The sequence below is a fragment of the Lutibacter agarilyticus genome, assembly GCF_900188235.1.
GTDB lineage: Bacteria > Bacteroidota > Bacteroidia > Flavobacteriales > Flavobacteriaceae > Lutibacter > Lutibacter agarilyticus.
Map to the genome: position 1 here is coordinate 48,695 of NZ_FZNT01000005.1, position 24,635 is coordinate 73,329.

18 protein-coding genes and 1 pseudogene are annotated in these 24,635 nt (G+C 32.5%); 2 read left to right on the forward strand and 17 right to left on the reverse strand.

Annotation, left to right across the window (positions count from 1 at the left end):
* Positions 1-43 precede the first annotated feature (43 nt).
* The 11 genes from CHB67_RS09520 to CHB67_RS09570 all read right to left on the reverse strand — a co-directional run bounded on the left by CHB67_RS09520 (position 44) and on the right by CHB67_RS09570 (position 16,151).
* On the reverse strand, positions 44-1,774 hold the full coding sequence (locus CHB67_RS09520; RefSeq protein WP_089381547.1) for a SulP family inorganic anion transporter: 1,731 nt from the start codon (positions 1,772-1,774) through the stop codon (positions 44-46).
* Entirely contained in the window at positions 1,774-3,501 is a 1,728-nt protein-coding gene (locus CHB67_RS09525) for a SulP family inorganic anion transporter (RefSeq protein WP_089381548.1), read from the reverse strand. Before CHB67_RS09525 ends, CHB67_RS09520 begins: the two co-directional genes overlap by 1 nt.
* 76 nt (positions 3,502-3,577) lie before the next feature.
* On the reverse strand, positions 3,578-4,600 hold the full coding sequence (ruvB, locus tag CHB67_RS09530; protein WP_089381549.1) for a Holliday junction branch migration DNA helicase RuvB: 1,023 nt from the start codon (positions 4,598-4,600) through the stop codon (positions 3,578-3,580).
* Positions 4,601-4,745: 145 nt separating this feature from the next.
* Positions 4,746-6,497 carry a cytochrome c oxidase subunit I gene (locus CHB67_RS09535; RefSeq protein ID WP_089381550.1) on the reverse strand — a complete coding sequence of 584 codons (1,752 nt, stop codon included), beginning with the start codon at positions 6,495-6,497 and terminating at the stop codon, positions 4,746-4,748.
* Positions 6,498-6,532: 35 nt separating this feature from the next.
* Positions 6,533-7,540: a cytochrome c oxidase subunit II gene (locus CHB67_RS09540; protein WP_089381551.1), complete on the reverse strand. Its 1,008-nt coding sequence runs from the start codon at positions 7,538-7,540 to the stop codon at positions 6,533-6,535.
* 94 nt (positions 7,541-7,634) lie between these two features.
* Positions 7,635-8,963, reverse strand: a complete 1,329-nt coding sequence (locus CHB67_RS09545) for a quinol:cytochrome C oxidoreductase (protein WP_089381552.1) — start codon at positions 8,961-8,963, stop codon at positions 7,635-7,637.
* A 28-nt stretch (positions 8,964-8,991) separates the two neighbouring features.
* Positions 8,992-9,546 carry a c-type cytochrome gene (locus CHB67_RS09550; RefSeq protein ID WP_089381553.1) on the reverse strand — a complete coding sequence of 185 codons (555 nt, stop codon included), beginning with the start codon at positions 9,544-9,546 and terminating at the stop codon, positions 8,992-8,994.
* Between the two features lie 5 nt (positions 9,547-9,551).
* Complete coding sequence (locus CHB67_RS09555) at positions 9,552-10,076, reverse strand: DUF3341 domain-containing protein (protein WP_089381554.1); 525 nt, start codon at positions 10,074-10,076, stop codon at positions 9,552-9,554.
* Complete coding sequence (gene nrfD, locus CHB67_RS09560; RefSeq protein ID WP_089381555.1) at positions 10,069-11,460, reverse strand: NrfD/PsrC family molybdoenzyme membrane anchor subunit; 1,392 nt, start codon at positions 11,458-11,460, stop codon at positions 10,069-10,071. Before nrfD ends, CHB67_RS09555 begins: the two co-directional genes overlap by 8 nt.
* A gap of 36 nt (positions 11,461-11,496) precedes the next feature.
* Positions 11,497-14,550, reverse strand: coding sequence for a TAT-variant-translocated molybdopterin oxidoreductase (locus tag CHB67_RS09565; RefSeq protein ID WP_089381556.1), 3,054 nt, complete (start codon positions 14,548-14,550; stop codon positions 11,497-11,499).
* A 32-nt stretch (positions 14,551-14,582) separates the two neighbouring features.
* A complete protein-coding gene (locus CHB67_RS09570) occupies positions 14,583-16,151 on the reverse strand; it encodes a c-type cytochrome (protein ID WP_245813501.1) in 1,569 nt (522 codons plus the stop codon).
* Between the two features lie 217 nt (positions 16,152-16,368).
* On the opposite strand from CHB67_RS09570, the gene CHB67_RS09575 reads away from it, so the two are divergent.
* Positions 16,369-16,740 carry a hypothetical protein gene (locus CHB67_RS09575; protein WP_089381557.1) on the forward strand — a complete coding sequence of 124 codons (372 nt, stop codon included), beginning with the start codon at positions 16,369-16,371 and terminating at the stop codon, positions 16,738-16,740.
* Between the two features lie 190 nt (positions 16,741-16,930).
* On the opposite strand, the gene infB is transcribed toward CHB67_RS09575, so the two are convergent.
* From infB to rimP, 3 genes are read right to left on the reverse strand one after another with little or no spacing between them, the layout of a single operon-like run.
* Positions 16,931-19,852 (reverse strand): translation initiation factor IF-2, encoded by a 2,922-nt coding sequence (gene infB / locus CHB67_RS09580; protein ID WP_089381558.1) that lies wholly within the window; start codon positions 19,850-19,852, stop codon positions 16,931-16,933.
* A 41-nt stretch (positions 19,853-19,893) separates the two neighbouring features.
* Positions 19,894-21,153 (reverse strand): transcription termination factor NusA, encoded by a 1,260-nt coding sequence (nusA, locus tag CHB67_RS09585; protein WP_089381559.1) that lies wholly within the window; start codon positions 21,151-21,153, stop codon positions 19,894-19,896.
* A gap of 12 nt (positions 21,154-21,165) precedes the next feature.
* Positions 21,166-21,630, reverse strand: a complete 465-nt coding sequence (rimP, locus tag CHB67_RS09590) for a ribosome assembly cofactor RimP (RefSeq protein WP_089381560.1) — start codon at positions 21,628-21,630, stop codon at positions 21,166-21,168.
* 164 nt (positions 21,631-21,794) lie between these two features.
* Here rimP and CHB67_RS09595 point away from each other — a divergent pair, with 164 nt between their 5' ends.
* Positions 21,795-22,625 (forward strand): universal stress protein, encoded by an 831-nt coding sequence (locus CHB67_RS09595; RefSeq protein ID WP_089381561.1) that lies wholly within the window; start codon positions 21,795-21,797, stop codon positions 22,623-22,625.
* 245 nt (positions 22,626-22,870) lie between these two features.
* Here the strand turns inward: CHB67_RS09595 and CHB67_RS17520 are convergent.
* The 3 genes and pseudogenes from CHB67_RS17520 to CHB67_RS09605 all read right to left on the reverse strand — a co-directional run.
* A pseudogene (locus CHB67_RS17520) lies at positions 22,871-22,981 on the reverse strand (IS30 family transposase); the annotation flags it as partial.
* A gap of 43 nt (positions 22,982-23,024) precedes the next feature.
* Entirely contained in the window at positions 23,025-23,636 is a 612-nt protein-coding gene (locus CHB67_RS09600) for a MarC family protein (protein ID WP_089381562.1), read from the reverse strand.
* 1 nt (position 23,637) lies between these two features.
* Complete coding sequence (locus CHB67_RS09605) at positions 23,638-24,147, reverse strand: DUF3124 domain-containing protein (protein WP_089381563.1); 510 nt, start codon at positions 24,145-24,147, stop codon at positions 23,638-23,640.
* Positions 24,148-24,635 lie beyond the last annotated feature (488 nt).

The following is a 24,635-nucleotide window of genomic DNA, read 5'->3' on the forward strand; positions in this document are numbered from 1 at the left end:
TCTTTGTAACCTATATCACACTGAATAAGCTATTTAGAAAATTTTAACTATTTGTTTGTTTAACGTATTTAAAATTTTCAACATTTATTTCTTCACTATTTTTGTTTTCTTCATAGGCATCAATTGCATCTTGCGTTTTTAAAAAGCAAAGCTCTTGGCCTATGTCTGAAATAATTTCAGACTTGTACAGAGTATCTCGTACAGGACCATTTAGGCCACAAAAATAAAGTTTAATATTTTTAGATTTAAAATAATCTATCACTTCTTTTAACACATAAATACCACTACTATCTAAACTATTCAAACTTTTTCCGTTGATAATTACCAACCTTAAATTAGGTCCTTTATTTATAGATTCAGAAATAAGTGTGTCTTTAAAATAGGTGCTGTTTGCAAAATGTAATTGTGCATCAAAACGAATAACCAATACATCATCCCTTACTTCTAAATCGTCAAACCTATCAATATTTCGGTACATTTTTGTCCCAGGAACTCTTCCTAAAATTGCCACATGCGGCTTTGTTGTTTTGTAAATTAACATAACTAATGACAGAATAACACCTGTCATAATTCCTTCTTTAATTCCAATGGTGGCCGTAACAATTAAGGTTACATTTAATATAATTAAATCTCGTTTGGTATATTTCCATAATTGATTTGGCACCTTAAAATCTAACAAGCCAAAAACTGCCACCATAATTATGGATGCAATAATTGCTTTTGGCAAATAATAAAATAATGGCGTTAAAAATAATAAGGTAAATGCGACTACTAGTGCTGAAAATATAGCAGCTAAAGGTGTTTTGGCTCCATTACTATTATTTACAGCTGTTCTAGAAAAGCCACCTGTTGAAGAATAACTTTGGAAGAAAGAACCTACAATATTTCCTAAACCCAAGGCTATTAACTCTTTATTGGCATCAACTTTATAATCGCTATGCTGTGCTTCAATTGATTTTGCTACTGAAATAGCTTCCATAAAACCAATTAAAGCCAGTGTTAAGCCTAAAGGAGCTAGTTGCTCCATAATTTCCCAAGAAAATTGAGGGATTTTAAAAGACGGAAGTCCTTGTGGAATTTCTCCAACAATGCTAACTCCATATTGTTCTAAATGAAATAACCGAACTACCAAAATACCCAATACAACAACAACTAAAGAACCTGGTATTTTATTAAATCTTTTCTTCAAAAATATAATTAAAATAATGCCGATAGCACCAATTAAAAATGTAGGCCAATTTATATGTTGAATTTGTTTGAACGCTTCATAAATAATTAGTTGTAACTGATTACTTCGAGGCATTTGAACACCAAATAAATATTTTAACTGATTTAAACCAATAATTAAAGCTGCTGCAGAAGTAAAACCACTAATTACAGGTTTAGACAAAAAATTAACTAAAAAACCCAACCTAAAAACACCGAAAAGGAGTTGAATGACTCCCATCATAAATGCCAATAAAATAGCTAGAAAAATAAAATATTCTGATCCAACGGCTGCAATTGCTCCTACTCCTGAAGCTACTATTAAAGAATCCATAGCTACAGGCCCAACCGCTAACTGACGTGATGTTCCAAAAACAGCATACACTAATTGCGGAATCATAGCGGTATACAATCCGTAAATTGGAGGTAAACCGGCAATCATAGCATAGGCAATACCTTGAGGAATTAACATAATTCCTACGGTTAAACCTGCACCAATATCACCTTTTATCCAAGCTTTTTTATAACCTGGTAACCATTCTAAAATAGGAACTATATTTTTTAGCATCACTCCTTACATTCTTTAAATAGCATAATCTCACAATTAGCACATTGTTCTTTTTCTAATTTTTTATAAATTGTTGAAATCGCTGAATTCTTATCTTTAAAGAAATTATGTGGACCTATTTTATCAACAAAGCCACCTTTTCTTAACACGTCTTGACTAATTATTTTTAAACCAACAAAGTAAATCCCGCCTCCTCTATTTTTCCATTTTAAAGCTTCTTCAGACAACCACTCTGCACCTGCCAAATCAATAAAATTTACACCATTTGCTATAATTAACAAATGTTTCTCTTTGTCTTCGTCATACAAATCTGAGAAAAAATTAGAGATACCTTCTACAGCACCAAAATAAATAGAGCCATCAATTCTTATCATTTTAAGTTGAGGACATTCCTTTGTGCTTTCATCTCTAATAATGTTGATAAATTTATCGTCCTTATTTTTTCCAAACACCGCAATATTTGGTTTTGAAGTTCTTTCTAAATAAAAAAATAATGAAATTAATATTCCTAAAAACAAAGCGGTTTCTAATTCTAAAAAAAGTGTACCTAACAAGGTAACACTTAGTACAACAAATTCGCGCTTACTACTTTTTATAATTTCTTTTATTCTCGAAAAATCAATTAAATTATAACCTACTAATAAAATAATTCCACCCATTGCTGGTTTTGCTAAATACTCAGCATAATTAGCAAAAAACAACACAACTAACAACAAACCTATGGAAGCTATGATACCTGCTAAAGGTGTTTTTGCACCTGCTTGATAATTGACTCCAGAACGAGAAAATGAACCTGAGCTTACATACGATGAAAAAAAACTGGAGATTACATTAGACAAACCTTGTCCAATAAATTCTTGATTGCTATTTAACTTTTGATGCGATTGTAATGCAATAACTCTTGAAATTGAAACCGCTTCAACCAAACCTATTAAAGCTAAAATAATTGCTCCTGAAGTTAACATTCGCATGTTTTCAAAATTAAAATCAGGAATTTTAAATGGTGGTAAATCTGAAGGCACATTTCCTATGGTTTCTATTCCTTGGGTATATCTACTCAAAAAAACAGCCAATGCACTTCCTAAAATCATTGCCAACAGCATGTTTAACTTAGAAATGTATTTTATTTTTTTTATGATGATTGCTAATAAGAGTGTTGCTACTGCAACACCTAAAACGTGTATATTTGTTTCTTCAATATGTGAAATTATGTATGAAATAATTTTATAAAACGAACTCCCTTGTGGTACGTTAATACCAAAAACATGTTTTAATTGTTTAAATGCAATTAATGTTCCTGCACCGGCTGAAAACCCAATAACCACAGAATAAGAAACAAAATTCACTAATTTACCCATTTTAGCAAACCCCATGACCAACTTAATAACACCTGCCATAAAAGACAATAAGATGGTTAAAGAAATAAATGCTTGTAAATCTGATTCAGGAGTTACAAATTTGCTAATAACTGCAAATACTACAATAGAACCTGTAGTTGTAGGGCCAGAAATTAAATGATGAGATGACCCGAATAAAGCTGCAATTATAGGTGAAACCATTGCTGTATAAAAACCATAAACTGGTGGTAAGCCGGCAATCATAGCAAATGCAACAGCTTGTGGAATTACAATAATTGTACCTGTAACTCCAGCAATTAAGTCGTCTTTCCACGTAGTTTTTATAAATGGAAGCCAACTTAAAAATGGAAATATTGTTTTTAAACTCATTTTATAAGTTTCTGTAATACACAACAAAAGTACTGTGCATAATATTTAGATTTGTGATTTATATCACAATTACGAATTAAAATAACTCTCCTTGATTTTTACCTTTCGATTTTCCTAAATGTTCATAAGCCAAATGGGTAACCTCTCTACCTCTCGGCGTTCGCATTATAAATCCTTGCTGAATTAAAAAAGGTTCATACACTTCTTCAATTGTTTCAGAATTTTCACTTACTGCAGTTGCCAACGTACTAATTCCAACCGGGCCACCTTTAAATTTATCGATGATAGTTGTTAGTATTTTATTATCCATTTCATCTAAACCGTGCGCATCAACATTTAACGCGTTTAAAGCATATTTAGCAATTTCAATAGTAATTGTGCCATTTCCTTTAATTTGTGCAAAATCACGCACTCTACGTAGCAATGCGTTTGCAATTCTAGGTGTTCCTCTACTTCTTCCTGCAATCTCAATGGCTGCTTCCATAGAAATTGTTACTTTTAAAATAGTAGCACTTCGTTGAACTATAGTTGTTAATAATTCGGTATTGTAATATTGTAAACGGCTACTAATCCCAAAACGAGCTCGCATTGGCGCTGTAAGCAAACCTGAACGTGTAGTTGCACCAATTAATGTAAAAGGTTCTAAATCTATTTGAACAGTTCGTGCATTTGGCCCCGACTCAATCATAATATCAATTCGGTAATCTTCCATTGCTGAATACAAATATTCTTCAACAATAGGACTTAATCGATGAATTTCATCAATAAACAACACATCTCGTTCACTTAGGTTTGTAAGCAAACCTGCTAAATCACCTGGTTTGTCTAAAACCGGACCTGAAGTTATTTTTAAGCCAGCATTTAATTCATTAGAAAGAATATGTGCCAACGTAGTTTTACCTAAACCTGGAGGTCCATGAAATAATGTATGATCCAATGCTTCCCCTCTTTGATTGGCGGCTTCAACAAAAATTTTCAAGTTTTCTAAAACTTGTTCTTGTCCTGTAAAATCTTCAAAACTTAAGGGTCTCAATTTTTTTTCAACATCATAATCTTCTGTCGAAAAATTTTCTTTTTCAGGATTCAAATTTTCATTCATAAAAACAAAGATAAATAATTAGCAATTGAAAATTGAAAATTGAAAACTAAAAATTCAATCTTGTTTCAAGAACTTCAAGCATAAAAAAACTCAGCATAATGGTTAAATAATTATGCTGAGTTTTTTAAGTATTTTTTAAGACCGTTTAAGACGGTTCTTCACCTTCTTTTAAAGGTACATTTTGAGGCACAAAATCCTCATCATAACCTGGTTTGCTATAATCATAAGCCCAACGCTCAACGTGAGGAATTTCTCCTGGCCAGTTTCCGTGGATATGCTCTACAGGTGTAGTCCATTCCAACGTATTAGATTTCCAAGGGTTTTGCTCTGCTTTTTTACCTTTATAAATACTAATAAAGAAATTTGCTAAGAAAATAATTTGTGCAGCACCACCTAAAATAGCAAACAATGTAATTACAATATTTACATCAGCAACATCATCAAATAAAGGAAATGCAGTATTTGAATAATATCTACGTGGTAAACCTGCCAAACCTATAAAGTGCATTGGGAAGAAAACTCCGTAAGCAGCTACAGCAGTAATCCAAAAATGCCAGTAACCTAAAGTTTTATTCATCATTCTACCATACATTTTAGGGAACCAATGATATACACCAGCAAACATTCCATAAATAGCAGATACACCCATTACTAAGTGAAAGTGAGCAACTACAAAGTACGTATCGTGCACATTGATATCTAAAGCACTATCACCCAATACCAATCCTGTTAAACCTCCTGAAATAAATGTTGAAACCAATCCTATAGAAAACAGCATTGCCGGATTCATTTGGAGATTTCCTTTCCAAAGTGTTGTAATATAGTTAAAAGCTTTTACAGCGGAAGGAATTGCAATTAATAAGGTTGTAAATGTAAATACAGATCCCAAGAAAGGATTCATACCCGATACAAACATATGGTGTCCCCATACAATAGTTGATAAAAACGCAATAGCGATAATAGAACCAATCATAGCTCTATATCCAAAAATTGGTTTTCTTGAGTTTGTTGAAATAATTTCAGAAGTAATACCTAATGCAGGTAATAATACAATATAAACTTCAGGGTGACCTAAGAACCAAAATAAGTGTTCAAATAAAACTGGTGATCCACCTTGGTAATGTAATACCTCACCTTGAATAAAAATATCTGATAAAAAGAAGGATGTTCCAAAACTTCTATCAAAAATTAATAATAAAGCAGCAGATAATAATACAGGGAATGAAACCACTCCAATAATAGCTGTTACAAAGAACGCCCATATTGTTAATGGTAATCTTGTCATTTTCATTCCAACAGTTCTTAAATTTAAAACGGTAACAATGTAATTTAATGCTCCAATAAGTGATGAAGCAATAAAAATAGCCATTGAAACCAACCAAAGCGTCATACCCAAACCTGAACCAGGTATTGCTTGTGGTAAAGCACTTAGTGGCGGATAAATTGTCCAACCTGCTGATGCTGGTCCTGCTTCAACAAACAATGAAATTACCATGATTACACTTGATAAAAAGAACAACCAATAAGACACCATATTTAAAAAACCTGATGCCATATCTCTTGCGCCAATTTGCAAGGGAATTAATAAGTTACTAAATGTACCACTTAAACCTGCTGTAAGTACAAAAAATACCATAATGGTACCGTGAATTGTTACCAATGCTAAGTAAATATCTGGAGACATTACTCCACCGTCTTGATGACGACCTAAAAAAGCTTCAATAACACTAAATGAATGATCTGGCCACGCTATTTGTAAACGAAATAACATAGACATCATTACACCTATTATTCCCATAAAAATACCTGTTACCAAGTATTGTTTAGAAATCATTTTATGATCCGTACTAAAAATGTATTTAGTTACAAATGTTTCTTTATGATGATGATCTGACATATTTTATATTTTAGTTAGTAGTGTAGTAGTTCGTTTTATTTTACAACTTGAGCCATTGTTTGTTTACTTTTTAACCAAGTGTTAAAAGCAGCTTCTTCTTCAACAACAATTTTCATTTGCATATTGTAATGTGAGGAACCACATATTTTGTTACAAAGTAATAAATAATCAAACTCATAAGGATCTTCACCCTTTTCAGCTCTAATTTTATTAATACCTGCAACTTTTGCAATGGTTTCTTCATTCATTCTCATTTCTTCAGTAGTCATACTAGGTGTAAATGCAAATTGCGTAACCATTCCTGGCACACAGTTCATTTGCGCTCTAAAGTGAGGCATGTAGGCAGAATGCAATACATCTTGAGATCTAAATTTAAAAATGACTTTTCTTCCTTTAGGTAAATGCAATTCACGAACAGGAACATCGTCCATCGCATTTTTATCAGTCATATCGACACCCATAGTATTGATGCCTTTTATATTACGAACATTTGCTAAACCTAACTCATTATCTTCACCAGCATAACGAGCCTCCCATTGAAATTGTTTTGCATACACTTCAACAATTAAAGGATTTTCTGCATCTGAAGCATCCATAACATTATTCCAAACAGAAAGACCATACAATACAATTCCTGAAAGAACTACAGCAGGAATAATTGTCCAAATCATTTCTAATTTATGGCTATCTGCATAAAACAATGCTTTTCTATTATTAATACCTCGGTACTTAAACGCAAAGAAAAACAATAAGAATTGAGTTACAGCCTGTACAAATAAAATAAGCAACATGGTTACTAGGTACAAAGTATCGTAACTTTCACCTTCTATTGAAGCTGCATCTGGTAATAAAATTACTGAATATTTCCAAAAAGAAAATATCATTAATCCATAAAAGAAGACACCAAAAACAGCAAAGAGAATTCCTTGTGTGTTGTTGTCTTTTTCAGTTGCTATTACGCCTTTTAAATTAAATATACTCGCTATTTGCCATATAGCCACGCCAATGACTATTGCCAGTAAAATGTAAAGTATTGCTGTCATTTTTTTAGTTAGTTATTTTTAGTAGTTGTCAAATATAAAAAAAATCCTGAATAAATTGTATTCAGGATTCTTTTGAATATGTTTTTTTTGAGTTTTAGTAGTGAAAATGTTCACTTTCTTTTAAGAAAGGGCTTCCTTTAGCTAATAGAGGTGCTTTAGTTAACGTAGTAAATACCACGTAAATAAATATTCCTAAGACTAATAATACTGAACTTATCTCTGAAATTCCAATAAACCATTGGTCACCAACAGTAGCAGGCATAATCATAACATAAATATCAATGTAGTGCCCTATTAAAATTACAATACCTGTTGTTACAATAAACCAAGGAACACGTTTATAATCGCTATTCATTAATACCAATAAAGGGAATAAGAAGTTTAACACTAACATTCCTAAGAAAGGTATTTTATAATCATTAAATCTTGTAGCAAAATAAGTAACCTCCTCTGGAATGTTTGCATACCAAATTAGCATGAACTGTGAAAACCATAAGTACGTCCAGAATACACTGAATCCGAACATAAATTTAGCTAAATCATGTAAATGACTATTATTTACAAACTCTAAATATCCTTTTCCTTTTAAATAGATTGAAACTAATGCAATTGTTGTAATTGCAGAAACAATCATACTTGCAAAAATATACCAACCAAATAAGGTACTAAACCAGTGTGGATCTAAACTCATGATCCAATCCCAAGACATCATAGATTCTGTAACTAAGAAGAATACTAAAAATGCAGCTGATGATTTAAATAATTTATAGTAATTTTTTAAGTCTGAAGCATTGTCTTGTGCCAATGTTAATTTTCTTGCGTATTGTCTATAAACAATCCATCCTGCAATATAAATTGCTGCTCTAATTAAAAAGAAAGGTACATTTAAGTAACCTGCCTTATTTTGAATTAATTCATCGTGCGCTACAACTTCAGGATCCATCCATACAAATAAATGATTTAGGTGTAACGATGATAATACAAAGAAAACAAACAGTAAAACTCCACCAACAGGTAAATATCCTGTTATTGCTTCCATAACTCTAAATAATACAACTGGCCAACCTGCTTGTGAAGCGTGTTGAATGGCATAAAAAGCTAAAGTTGCCAATGAAATCATAAAGAAGAAAAACAAGGCTACATATAATGCAGACCAAGGCTTGTTTTTTAATAAATGTAAAACGTGTTCTGCATGACTATCATCAGAATGTTCAGCATCATGAGCATCAGCAGTAGCGTGTGCATCTGCAATAACTTCATGATTTGAAGCTTCTGCTCCGTGCGAATCATGACTATCTTGCATCATTACTTTCACATCTTCAACAGTACTTGGTGTAGATAAAAAACCGTAAGCAACACCTAAAAAGCCAATAATCATTAAGGCAAAAGAAAGTGTTTTTAATTTACTTGAAAAGGTATACATATTTTAAAATTCTATCTTAGTAAAAGTCTTATTTTAATAATTCAGTTCTTAACTGCTCTACATACATGGTAGTTTGCCAACGTTCTTTAGCAGTTAATTGAGATGAGTGAGATCCCATCAAATTTCTACCGTGCATAATTACATGGTAAATACTACCTTCAGTAATAGCTCTGTCTTTATAATTAGGTACTCCTAAAAATTTATCACGTTGTACTAAAACACCGTCACCAGCACCAGCTTTTCCATGGCAAGAAATACAATAGATATCATACATTTTTTTACCATTTGCCAAATTAGCTTCATTCACCTCCAAAGGGTTTTTTGAATTTAATTTTGCATCTTCATATCCTTCATTTGAATTAGGATAATCATAAGGTACTTTACCACGAGCTATTGTTCCTTCAGCAGGTAACTGCGTTGTCATACCATTAGCATAATTCGGATTTGTTGAATACGTTTCGTAACCAACAGAATGATACATATCAGGCATATATTGATAGTTTGGCTTTGATTTATCTGTCCAACAAGACGATAAAGTCATTATAAAAACCAATGCGATTGTAATTTTTAAAATGTTTTTCATTTTAATTAATGCTTTTCAGTTACTTTAATTTCTACAGTTCCCGTTTTTTCTAAAAATGAAACTAATGCAGCTTCATCTCCTTCAACAGCTACTTCCATAACAAACATATCATCAGTAGTTCTTGGGTCTGGGTTTTCAGCTTCTTTAAAAGGCCAAAGTCTACTACGCATATAAAAAGTAATAACCATTAAATGCGCTGCAAAAAATACACTTAATTCAAACATAATAGGAACAAAGGCAGGCATGTTTAAGAAAAAACTCATACTTGGTTTACCACCAATATCTTGAGGCCATTGCTCTATCATCATATAATTCATCATCCAAACGGCGAAAGAAAAACCAACACACCCATACATAAAAGCTGTAATTGCTAATCTTGTACCTTTTAATCCCATAGCTTTATCTAAACCATGAACAGGAAATGGTGTATACACTTCTTCAATATGATGATTGGCTGCACGTGTTTCTTTTACGGCATCCATTAGGATATCATCATCGTTATACATTGCTTGTACTACTTTATTACTCATGATTTCCGTCTCTTAATTTTTTAAAATTTTCTCCTGATGACTTCAAAATAGATTTCACCTCTGCTTGTGCTATTACAGGGAATGTTCTTGCATATAATAAGAATAATACAAAGAAAAATCCGATGGTTCCAACATAAATACCTATATCAACAAATGTAGGTGAGAACATAGTCCAAGATGATGGTAAATAATCTCTATGTAATGAAGTTACAATAATTACAAATCTTTCAAACCACATTCCAATGTTTACTACAATTGAAATTATGAAAGAGAAGGTAATACTTTGTCTTAATTTTTTAGACCACATAAATTGTGGAGAGAATACATTACAACTCATCATTAACAAATACGCCCACCAATAAGGACCAGTTGCCCTATTTAAGAATGCGTATTGTTCATATTCAACACCTGAATACCAAGCGATGAATAACTCTGTAATATAAGCACAACCAACAATAGAACCTGTAATCATAATTACAATGTTCATTAATTCTATGTGTTGTTTTGTAATATAAGCTTCTAAGTTAGAAACTTTTCTCATAATAATTAACAAGGTGTTTACCATTGCAAATCCTGAGAATACCGCTCCTGCCACAAAGTAAGGAGGGAAAATTGTTGTATGCCATCCTGGAATAACCGATGTAGCAAAATCAAAAGATACAATTGTATGTACTGAAAGTACTAAAGGTGTAGCTAAACCAGCTAACACTAAAGATACCTCTTCAAAACGTTGCCAATCTTTTGCTCTACCTGTCCAACCAAAACTTAGTAAACTATAAATTTTCTTTTGAAAAGGTTTTACAGCTCTATCACGTAACATTGCAAAATCAGGTAATAAACCAGTCCACCAGAAAACTAATGATACCGATAAATAAGTAGAAATTGCAAAAACGTCCCATAATAATGGTGAATTAAAGTTTGTCCAAAGTGAACCAAATTGATTTGGAATAGGTAATACAAAGTGAGCATCCCAAACACGCCCCATGTGAATAACTGGAAACAAACCTGCTTGAACTACAGAGAAAATTGTCATTGCTTCCGCAGAACGGTTGATACCCATTCTCCATTTTTGACGGAATAATAAAAGTACTGCTGAAATTAATGTACCGGCGTGACCAATACCTACCCACCATACAAAGTTGGTAATATCCCAGGCCCAACCTACGGTTTTATTTAATCCCCAAACTCCAATTCCTGTTCCAATGGTGTAAATAATTGACCCTAGTCCCCAAAGGAAAGCTACAAGTGCTATTGTAAAAGCGGTCCACCATAATTTATTTGCTTTACCTTCAACAGGAGCTGCTACCTCTACAGTAATGTCATGGTAGCTTTTATCTCCAACAATTAAGGGTCTTCTAATAGGTGCTTCGTAATGAGACGACATAATTCTTATTTAATTATTATCTATTAATATTATTATTTATGCTTCTTGAGTATTTCTAACTTTTACGTGGTAAACTACGTTAGGTTTTGTTCCAACGTGTTCTAGTAAATGATAGGCTCTCTTATCTTCAGTTAAACTTGCTACAGTATCTTCTTTATGATTAATATCTCCAAATACCATTGCTCCAGTACTACAAGCATTAGAACAAGCTGTTTCAAACTCATTTGTATTTACTGGTCTTCCTTCTTTTTTAGCTTTTAAAATAGTTGCCTGTGTCATTTGAATACACATTGAACATTTCTCCATTACACCACGTGAACGAACAGTTACGTCTGGGTTTAATACCATTCTACCTAAATCATCATTCATATAGTAATCAAACTCACTATTTTCAGGATATTTAAACCAGTTGAATCTACGTACTTTGTAAGGACAGTTATTTGCACAATAACGAGTACCAACACAACGATTGTAAGCCATTTGATTTTGACCTTGACGACCGTGAGAAGTTGCTGCAACCGGACAAACTGTTTCACAAGGTGCGTGATTACAGTGTTGACACATAACTGGTTGAAAAGCTACTGAAGGGTTTTCAGAAGGGTCTTCTAATTCAGCCATAGTATCTTTATACCCCATAACACCTGTACCTGCTTCTTTTTTCTCATTATCAGCAGCAAAATCCTCTTCATGAGAATAATATCTATCAATACGCAACCAGTGCATATCTCTTGATTTTCTTATTTCTTGTTTACCAACAACTGGAACATTATTTTCAGCGTGACAAGCAATTACACAAGCACCACAACCGGTACAAGCATTCAAGTCTATAGATAAATTAAAGTGATGTCCAATAGATCTATCAAAAGATTCCCAAAGGTCTACTGAAGTCGCTTCAACTTCTTTGTGATCCATTGAAACCATAGGAACTTTATTCCACTCTTTTGAATCTTTTGAATTAAAATCTTCTAAAGTAGTTTCTTTGATAATATCACCTCTACCCATTAATGTATTATGCAACTGCACACAAGCAAACTCGTGAACACCTCCAACAACTTTTACAGAAACTTCTGTTTGCGTAGTATTGAAATCTTTATAAAATTTAAAAGCATTCTTTCCTGTTTGCATTTCTTCTTTTAAACCTTGTGTACGTCCGTAACCAACTGACAATCCTAAAGAACCTTTAGCTTGGCCCGGTTGAATTAATACTGGTAAAACTTCAGAAACTCCATTTACAGTTAACTCAACTAAACTTCCGTTTAAAGCTCCGTTTGCAACATTCTCATTCATTACCCCAAGTTCTGCAGCATCAGCTTTAGACATTGTTAAGTAATTATCCCAAGAAGTTCTTGAAATTGGGTCAGGAAACTCTTGTAACCAAGGGTTGTTAGCCATTTGACCGTCACCCATACCTGTTTTGATATATAATGACAGTTCTAAATCGCCCGTTTTAGGAATTTCCATTCCTTTCATTACTGTACTGAAATCAAAAGTTGACTCAGCTTCTTCTACTACTTCAGTAGTAAAAATACCATCGTGTAAAGCTTGATTCCAAGAAGTACCATTTAATACTTCAGCAGTCCAAAATTCTTTGATAAAGTCATAGTAAGAAGCAGTACTTCCTGTCCAAGTTAACAAAGTATCTTGAAATTGACGTGTATCAAATAATGGTTTAATTGTTGGTTGCATTAAGCTGTAATGTCCCTTTTTAATAACAACATCTCCCCAAGACTCTAAATAATGAGGTGTAGCTAATGCATATTGAACAGCGTTTGCTGTTTCATTATCTTGCATTGAAAATGCAACAGATAATTTCACTTTTTTCAATCCTTCAACAAATTCAGTTGAATTTGGTAAAGAGTACACAGGATTAGCATTGTTAATAATAACAGCTCCAATTTTACCTGCATTCATATCTGTTATTAATTGCTTTACAGTAGCATCATTACCATGTCTAACATTTTTAGTAGCAACCGTATCAATTACTTCACTGTTTAACAATTTATTAATTGCTAAAGCTAATAATTGTGCCTTTTCATCTTGAATACCAGTAACAACAACGGCCTTACTTCCTGCTTCTTGAAGCTTCTTGGCTGCAATGTCAATAGCTTGAGTTAAAGGAGTAAATTCCATAGTAACTGCGCCACCACTTAATACTGAATACAATCTTGCTAATGCAGTAATTTGCTTTGATGGTTTTACCATAACACGCTTATCAGCATTTGCTCCAGACAATGTCATGTTAGATTCAATATGCATATGGTATGACATTTTCCCTTTACTTGGAACACGTCCTTTTGCATACCCCGCGTCAAAGCCTCCACCTTGCCAATCTCCTAAGAAATCTGCACCAATAGAAACAATTGCTTCTGCTTTTTCAAAATTATAATCTGGTAAAGCTCTAAATCCGTAAGCAGTTTCAAAAGCATCTAATGCAGCTGATTCTGAAACAGCATCGTAAACTACGTGACTTACATTTCCAAATGTTTCACTAAATTGATTTACTATTTTTTTAGTTGAAGGACTAGCACAAGTACCTGTTAATATAGCAATTGGTAAACCAGCAGTTTTTACATCATTTAATTTTGCTATAATTTCTTCATTTGCCTTATCCCAAGATGTAGCTTCTCCGTTTGCTTTTGGTCCTTTTAACCTTAAACTATCGTATAAAGAAAGTACCGAAGCTTGCACACGTGCATTTGTACTTCCGTTAGCTTCTTTATTAGGTTCAATTTTAATTGGACGTCCTTCTCTTACTTTAACTAATATATTTGCAAAATCAAAACCATCAGCCATTGTTGTTGCGTAATATTCTGCAACACCAGGAATAATATCATCTGGCTTAATTACATAAGGAATTGATTTTACCACCGGACCTTCACAAGCAGCTAATGAAGCAGCTGCCGTTGTAAATCCAACATACTTTAAAAAGTCTCTACGTGTAGTTGATGAAGCCTCTAGATTTTCTTTATCACCTAAAAAATCATCTGTTGGAATTTCTTCAACAAACTCGTTATTTTTTAACGTATCAACAACCAAGCTATTCTCTTTAAGCTCTTCAACACTTTTCCAGTATTTTTTGTTTGATGCCATTTTATATCTTGTTATTTACTTCGTAATTAATATTAATAGTGACATTTACCACATTCTAAACCTCCCATTTGAGCCTCAGTCACCTTTTCTACACCGTATTTTTTAGCTAATTGATCGTGAATATTTTTGTAATATCCATTTTCAGTCATATCAACTTCTGTTTCTCTATGGCAAGTAATACACCAATCCATTGTTAATGGAGAATATTGGTATACTTCATGCATTTCTTCTACAGGACCGTGACATTTTTGACAAGCTACTCCTGCCACTGTAACGTGTTGTGAGTGATTGTAATAAGCAAAATCAGCTAAATTATGAATACGAACCCACTCTATTGGTTTTTGTTCATACCCTTCAATGTATTGCACATTTTCTTTATCCCAACCTACTGCGTCGTAAATTTTTTGAATCTCGTTATCTAAATCTTCTTTAGAATAATCTCCAAATAATTCGCCGTTATATTCTGAAATTGATTTATGACAGTTCATACAAACATTTGCTGTTGGTATTCCTGAAGTTTTACTGTGTTTTGCCGAAGAGTGACAGTATTGACAATCAATTTTATTATCACCTGCGTGCACTGTGTGAGAAAAAGCTATTGGCTGAATTGGCTGATAACCTTCATTTAAATCTACTTGCATTAACCATCCAAACAATAACCATGCTCCTCCAACTACACAAAATATCACGAATAAGAAACGTAAGAAAGGATTGAAAATAATTGATTTCAACATGCTTGGCTCTTGCTCTTCACCTTCAACAACTACTTTGTTTGTGGTAGCGGCAACAATTAATGACAATGCTAAGAATGCTAAAATTGTAAGTAATAATGTTGGTAACACACCAAAACCAGGATTGTCAAAAACCTCTTGATCTTTTGCTGAAGTTGCACCTCCAACAGCTGTAACTTTCACATCACCAACTGCTAAGTATTTTAACACATCTTCAATATCCTCATCTGAAAGCTGCGGGAAAGGAGTCATTGCAGCAGGATTGCTGTCTTGCACCTCTTTCGCTAACTTATCTCCTGAAGCTACTAAAGCATTGTTATCTTTAATCCAAGCTATTAACCAATCAGCCTCACGCTTGTCGGTAATTTTTAAAAGTTCAGGACCTATTAACTTCCCTTCTAATTTGTGACATGCTGCACAATTAGCTTTAAAAATAGTTTTCCCACGCTCGACACCCGGATCAATTTCTTGAGTTGCTACAGTTTTAGGTGCTGCAGGTTCACCTTTTGTGTACGCTAAAATATCAATTACATCTTGATCAGATAATTGAGGGTTAGCTGTCATTGGCAATTTGTTGTTTTCTTCAAAAACTTGAATTGCTAATTTGTCTCCGGACTTAATCATTCCTGGACTATCTTTAATCCAAGCAATTAACCAATCTTGTTCTCTTTTTTCAGTAATTCCCTTTAAAGCAGGGCCTACTAACTTCTTGTCTAATCTATGGCAAGCAGCACATACAGATTTGAAGAGTTTTTCTCCATTAGCTGCATCGCCTTCTTGCGCAGATAAATTAAGTGAAAAAATAAAAAGGAAAGCAAGACTACTTCTGATTAATCTTGATAATGCACTGTGTTGTTTCACACTTTTCATACTTAAAAAAAATATTTTCTTTCTTGTTTGGTACAATTATTTCATTTAAAAAATTATGACTTAAATCATATTTAAACGATTTAACAAAAGTACTATTAAAATGTAAATCACAAAAAGTAATATTAGGTAATACTTAATTTATATTCATTCTAAATAAGACTGATTTAACATGTGGTTTAATTGAAAACTATAAATTTGCTCAAAAACAAAAAGAATAATGACAAAATCAACCAAAAGCACCTTTTTAAGTCTGTTTATCATCCTTTTTATAGGTATCGCCAATGCGCGCTCACAAAGTGAAAATGAGAAAATAAATAACTTAATTGATCAAAAGATTAGTTATAACAAAAAAAATAAGAACTCTACCGTCTTTAAAATTCAATTATATAATGGTAATGAAACAGAAGCTTATAAAATAAAGGAAGATTTTAACACTAGTTTTCCTGATTACCATGCAGAAGTTGTTTATGATAAACCTGAATGGAAAACACAAGTAAATAAGTTTAAAACTCGTTTAGATGCTGATAGAGTTGCCATAATAATTAAGGAAGAATTTACAGCTGCTATAGTTTTAGAAGATAAAATTTAAACTATAACATAATAAAAAGAGGCTGTCTGAAAAGGTTGTCTTTTTTTTGAAAAAAAGCTACAATTTGTTTAATTTCATGGAAATGAATAAAAAAGTAGTTTTTAAGACTTAAAATCAAGCCCCTTAAAACAAAAAAAAGGCTGTCTAAAAATTTCGTTTCAGACAGCCTTTTTTTATGAGTATAACTAAATTATTTTAGTTTTTTCTTAACTTCAACTTCATGGTAAGCTTCAATTATATCTCCTATTTCTATATTGTTAAAGTTTTTAATTTGTATACCACAATCGTATCCCTTAGTTACTTCTTTGGCATCATCTTTAAAACGTTTTAAGGCAGTTAATTCACCTGAATGAATTACAACGCTGTCTCTAATAATTCTAATTTTAGATGATCGCATTATCTTCCCACTTACTACCATACAACCTGCAATGTTACCAACTTTAGAAATTTTATAAATCTCTCTGATTTCAACATTACCTGTTACTTCCTCTTTGATTTCTGCAGATAACATTCCTTCCATTGCATCACGCAAATCGTTGATTGCATCATAAATAATAGAGTATGTTCTTACATCTATTTCCTCATTATCAGCAAGCAACCTTGCATTACCAGATGGCCTTACATTAAATCCAACAATAATAGCATCAGATGCTGAAGCTAATAATACATCAGATTCAGTAATAGCTCCTACTCCTTTATGAATAATATTCACTTGAATTTCATCAGTAGATAATTTTTGGAATGAATCAGTTAACGCTTCAACAGAACCATCAACATCACCTTTCAATATAATATTCAACTCTTTAAAGTCTCCTAATGCAATTCTTCTTCCTATTTCATCTAGTGTAATATGACGTTGTGTTCTTACAGATTGCTCACGTTGTAATTGAGAACGTTTAGCTGCAATTTGTTTCGCCTCTTTTTCATCTTCAAATACGTGGAATCTATCACCCGCTTGAGGTGCTCCGTCTAAACCTAATATAGATACTGGTGTAGAAGGTCCAGCAGCCTTCATATTATTTCCTCTTTCATCAAACATAGCTTTTACTTTACCACTATGTTTACCTGCTAACATATAATCTCCAATTTTCAATGTTCCTTCTTGAACTAAAATTGTAGATACATATCCACGTCCTTTATCTAATAATGCTTCAACAACGGTTCCAACAGAGTTTTTATTTGGATTTGCTTTTAAATCAAGCATTTCTGCTTCAAGCAATACCTTCTCTAATAATTCATCAACACCTTCTCCTGTTTTTGCAGAAATATTGTGTGATTGAATTTCCCCCCCCCAATCTTCAACCAACAAATTCATTGCTGAAAGTTGCTCTTTAATTTTATCAGGGTTTGCGTGTGGTTTATCAATTTTATTAATTGCAAATACAATTGGAACACCAGCTGCTTGAGCATGACTAATAGCTTCTTTTGTTTGAGGCATTACATCATCATCAGCCGCTACCACAATAATTACAATATCTGCAACTTGTCCACCACGTGCACGCATTGCTGTAAAAGCCTCGTGACCAGGTGTATCTAAGAAAGCAATTTTTTGACCACTTTTAAGTTGAACACCATACGCACCAATATGTTGCGTTATTCCTCCTGATTCACCAGCAATTACATTTTCTTCACGAATATGATCTAATAAAGATGTTTTACCGTGATCAACGTGTCCCATTACCGTAATAACAGGTGCTCTTAGTTCTAATTCTTCAACAGTATCTACATGTTCTTCGATTGATTCTTCAACTTCAGCACCAATAAAATTAACCGTATAATCAAACTCTTCAGCAACTATAGTTAATGTTTCTGCGTCTAAACGCTGATTCATTGTCACCATCATCCCTAAAGACATACATGTTGATATAATATTTGTTACAGGAATGTTCATCATTGTAGCAATTTCACTAACCGTAACAAATTCAGTTACTTTTAGAACTTTACTTTCAATAGCCTCTAATTCTTGATCAATCTCGGTTTGTTGACGGTGTTGATCTCTTTTATCTCTTCTATATTTTGCTCCTTTACCTTTTTTAGATTTCCCCTGTAATTTCTCTAAGGTTTCTCTAACTTGTTTTTGAACGTCAGCTTCAGTAGGTTCCTCTTTTACAATTGGTTTTCTAGGACCTCCACGTTGTGGACCTCTATTTGCTCCTGGACCTCCTCTATGCTGCGCTGGTCTAACAACTCTTTTTTCTCCTGGTACTGGTGCTTTTTTAATTCTTCGACGTTTCTTTTTATTTGCATCAGAAGCTGTATCTTTTTTAGCAGGGTCAACTTTCTTAGCTTTTGGTTTTTTCTCAAATTGCTTTAAGTCAATTTTGACACCTGTAATTTTTGGACCAGATAATTTTTGATATTTAGTTTGAATTGATTGAGGCTCGCTAGATTCTTCTGCAGGCTTTTCATCAGAACTAACAGTAGGTGTAACTTCAGCTTCTTTTGGAGTTTCCTTCACTACTTCAACAGGTTTTTCAACCACCTTCTTCTCTGCTGCTTTTGGTTCTTCCTTAACAACTTCAACAGGCTTCTTCTCCTTTTTTACCGGCTCTTCTACCTTCTTCTCAACTACTACAACTTCTTTTTCAACCTCAGGTTGTTTAGCTTCAATAATTGGTTCTTCCTTTTTTGGTTGCTCAGATTCTACAATAGCTGCTGGCTTTTCAACAACTGCTGGCTTTTCTTCTTCAACAACAACTGGCGTTTCAGCAACAGGCTCTTTTTCTACAACTGGTTCTTGAACCTCTGCTTTTTTAGGTTCAATATCAATTTTACCTACAGTTTTCAATTCAAGTTTTTCAGCTTTGGCTCTTACAACTTCTTTTTTGGCTTCATCTTCTAGACGACTTTTTTCGGCTTTTTCTTCTGCAGCAATTCTAAGCGCTTCTTTTTCTTTTCGCTTTTCTTCACTTACTTCTTTTGAAGCCGCTCTTTTGTTTCTATCAGTTTGAAAACCATCCAATAATATTTCGTACTCTTCACTAGATATTTTAGTTGTTGGGCGTGCTTCAACCTCGAAGCCTTTGGTCGCCAAATGTTCAACAGCTCTATCTAACGAAATGTTTAATTCTCGTAATACTTTGTTTAGTCTCAATGTCTTGTTTTCAGCCATATAATCAATTTTTAGCCTATTATTTTTGAATCTTTGAAAAATTAATCTTCAAATTCATCTTTTAATATTTTTTGAACCTCTAAAATAGTTTCCTCTTCTAAATCAGTTCGCTTTACAAGTTCAGCTACATCTTTTTCAAGAACGCTACGCGCTGTATCTAAACCTATGTTTTTAAATTCTTGAATTACCCAAGCTTCTATTTCATCAGAAAACTCAGTTAATTCAACATCATCTTCCATTTCAACACCTTCACGTTGAACGTCTAATTCATATCCTGTTAATTGAGATGCTAAACGAATGTTTACCCCGTTTTTACCAATGGCTTTTGAAACCTCTTCTGGTTGTAAAAATACATCAACTCTACCTTTTTTACCATCTTCTCGCCCTTCTTCTTCGTGGATTTTCATAGAAACCACTTTCGCAGGACTTAAAGCTCGAGCAATAAATAACTGAGTATTTTTTGTAAAATTTAACACATCAATGTTTTCATTTCCTAATTCACGAACTATACCGTGAATTCTAGATCCCTTCATACCAACACAAGCCCCTACTGGATCAATTCTATCATCATAAGAATCAACAGCTACTTTTGCTTTTTCACCTGGTATTCTAGCAACGCCTTCAATAGTAATTAAACCATCAAAAACCTCAGGAATTTCTTGTTCAAATAATTTCACTAAGAATTCAGGAGCTGTTCTTGACATAATAATTACAGGTTTGTTACCGCGTAACTCAACTGTTTTAATAATTCCGCGAACTGAATCTCCTTTACGGAAATAATCTGATCTAATTTGTTCACTTTTAGGCAACACTAACTCGTTTCCTTCATCGTCTAATAATATTACTGCATTATGACGAATATGATGAACTTCTGCGCTGTATATATCTCCTTCTAACTCTTTAAAATGCTTAAATGTGTTTGTACTATCGTGTTCGTAAATTTTTGATATTAAGTTTTGACGCAAAGCTAAAATTGCTCTTCTACCTAAATCAATTAATTTTACTTCTTCTGATACATCTTCCCCTATTTCAAAATCAGGTTCTATCTTACGTGCTTCAGCAAGTTCAATCTCTTCATTATCATCTTCCGACATACCATCGGCGACAACAACTCTATTTCGCCATATTTCTAAATCTCCTTTATCAGGATTTATAATAATATCGAAGTTATCATCAGATCCAAATTTTCTTTTTAAAGCAGCTCTAAAAACCTCTTCAAGTATCGCCATAAGCGTTACTCTATCAATATTTTTATCTCCTTTAAACTCTGAAAATGACTCAATTAATGCTATATTTTCCATGCACTCTACTAATTAAAATATTATTTTCACTTTTGCTTCTAAAATAGTTGAAAAAAGTAATGTTGCATTTTTTACAACGGTAACTTTTCCTTTTCCTATAGGTTTTGGCTCTCTTGCTTTCCACTCTAACTCAATAGAATTTTCATTTACAGTTTTTAACAAACCTTCAACCTTAGTGTGATCTTTTAGCGTAACTTCTAAAATACGATTGATATTTTTTTGGTACTGCCTATTTACTTTTAAGGGGTTTGAAACATCAGGTGAAGTAACTTCTAAAGAAAAATCTTCTTCCTCCCTGTCTAAGTTATGTTCAATTTCACGATTTATTCTGATACATTCTTTTAAAGAAATACCTTTATCGCCATCAACTTCAACATAAATTTTATTGTCTGGCAAAAATTTTAATTCAATTAAAAACAATTCTGGGTTTTCTTCCAGCGCATTGTTTAACAAATTTATAACTTTTTCTTTATTCATTATAGTATAAAAAGAGGGGACTTACCGTCCCCTCCTATCTTCTTTACTGTTTCAAATTCCGTGCAAATATACTAACATTTTTTGGAAATGATAAAAATTCATTCTTTTTTTTAATATAAAAGTGTTAACTTTACCTTAAATCTCATCTATTATTACACGGTTTTATGAAAAAAATACTAGTTCCCATAGATTTTTCGGTACAAGCAGAATATGCAGCAAAAGTAGCTGTTAGTATTGCTAAACTAACCAATGCGAAAATTTACTTATTACATATGCTTGAACTTCCTACAGGGGTTATTGACCCTTCTAGTTACGGAACCTCTAGCAACACTCCTACCGCTTTATTATTTTTAAAAAGAGCCTATGAAAAATTTGAGAAATTTAAAAAACTATCTTTTTTTGACGGTATTAAAATAGAAGATTCGGTGTTATTTCACAAAGCCTATGACGGAATTATTGATGAAAGTGTGAAAAATGACATTGATTTAATAGTAATGGGTTCAAAGGGCACTTCAGGGTTAGAAGAAATGCTAGTTGGTTCAAATACTGAAAAGGTAGTTAGAAATTCAGACATCCCTGTTTTAGTTATAAAGCAAGAAATTGAAAATTTTAAGATTGAAAATATTGTTTTTGCTTCAAATTTTAATTCGGACGCTCGTAAATCTTTTCAAAAAATATTAGATTTCTCAGCTATATTTGATGCTCAAATACATTTACTTAAAATAAACACCATTCATAATTTTGAAACGACTAAAGAATCAAGTGACGCTATTAGAAATTTTATAAATGATTTTGATCTAAACAATTATACACTTAATATTTACAACGATGTTTCTGTAGAAGCAGGAGTACTTAATTTTGCAAAAGTGATTGATGCTGATATTATTTTATTAAACACTCATGGACGACGTGGACTAGCACATTTATTTACAGGAAGCATTGGTGAAGATTTAGCTAACCACGCAAAACTACCGGTATTGACTTTTAAAATTTAACAGAAGAATTATTAAAATTTACTGTTTATATAAAAAACCTTATTGAGTTAAACTTAATGGGGTTTTTTATATAAACAGAGTTTAGCGCAAATTAAGATATAAAAAAATCGAAATCCTTTTAAAATAAAGTGATTGCGATTGAAAATTTTGATTTATCACAAGCTTCTGTTCACGATATCCACTATTTAAAAGATATACTGCATTCAAGGTTGTAACGTAACAAATGTTTCTTTTTTTTAGAGATTCTAAGCTACAAATTTCAGTTCAAAATCCATTATTTCTTTAGGAATTTTATAACCAATAATTTTCCGCGGGCTATTATTGAGTTTATTTTGTATTATTAGAAGTGTGTTATCTATTTTAGTACCTCGAACTATTACTGGTGTTACTATACGTTTTTTATATATTCCCAAAGTAACTACTAATTCCGCTTAAAATACTTTGCACAGCATACGAAGCTAAAATCAGTCCCATAATTTTACTTATTACCGTAATCCCATAATCCCCAATTCTCTTTTGTAAGTGATTTGCTCCCAAAAGAATTAGACAGGTAATTCCAATAACTAGTAAAACTATTCCCATTGTGATTAATTGTTGTTGAATTGTATAAATGTGATTATCCGTCATTAAAACAACTGCCATAATTGCTCCTGGTGATGCTATGGAAGGAATAGCGATTGGAAATATTGTTACATGTTTGAAGTCTGTAATTCGATTTTTTTCCAGTTCAGGTTTTCCATCTCCGAATATCATTGTTAATGCAAATAAAAATAGAATTACACCACCTGAAATTTGGAAAGCGTCAAGAGATACTGACATTCCTTCTAAAATAAGTTGTCCAATTACGATGAAAAATAAAAGTATCAAAAAAGCTATTACAGATGCTCGGATTGCAATTTTCTTTTTATGGCGTAAATCAAATTCTTTAGTAGCCTCAAGATATACAGGAATTGTTCCAATTGGGTCAATTACAGCAAAAACGAAAAATATTGTTGTTAAAACCTCAACCATTTTACTTAATACGTTTAGCTTGAGTTGTGAAAGATAAACCTTGTTGTCCCATAGTAGAAGTCATTATTCCCTCAAAAAGGGGTTCTGAAGAGCCTTTTGGCACTTGCCATTCAAAAATAAAATTTGAACCAGTTCCACCAGAAACATCAATCTCATCTATTATTATTTCTGTTGTTTCCATTGGTGCTAAAAAAATTGGTGAGTCAACATATATTCTTACAGATTTTCCGTAAGTATCATAATATTCAACTCTTAAAAGGTAGATAGTATCTAAATCACTGGTATTTCTCATACTTATCATTGAAGTTAGGTTGTGAGTTCTATGTTCAGTCATACTATATATTTGAGAATAAACTGATAGATACGATTTTCCAAATTCAAGTGAATCCTTGGATTCTAGATTAATTGCACGTTTTGACCAATTTTCAGAATGTATAGAGCTAATTTCTTTCTTTTCATTGCAACTAAAAAGTAGGTAAACTATTACTATGCTTAAATACTTTATTTTCATTTCAGTACGTTGTTTTTAAGAATGTGTAGTAAATAAGAAAGTATGAAAATGTACGATTTTAATATTTCTCCATTTTCAAACTAGAAAAGAGTAAATATAAAGGAATTAATTAAGAATTAATAACAAAGGAGAGCCTTTTTTCATACACTTGAAATTGCTTAACGTTTTATAACACTAGCTTAATTAGATTAAGATAACGTTAGTTAGATATACTATTATAAAAAACGATACTCGTTGTAAAGTTAGAAAAAGTTTTGCAAACTGTTAAACAAGGGTAAATTGTAGTTTAGATTAGACAATATAAGACCTACAACTTCCAAGTAAATTAGGATAAAATACTTGAGGTTTTAAACAAGTTTGAATCAAACGATTATTTTTTATTACAAATTAGAACATTTCAATTATCCGATAAAGAACGGATATACATAAATTTAAAATGTTAATTTTATACAGCTCTCAACCTACCCCCGTCCTAAATATTGAAGAAG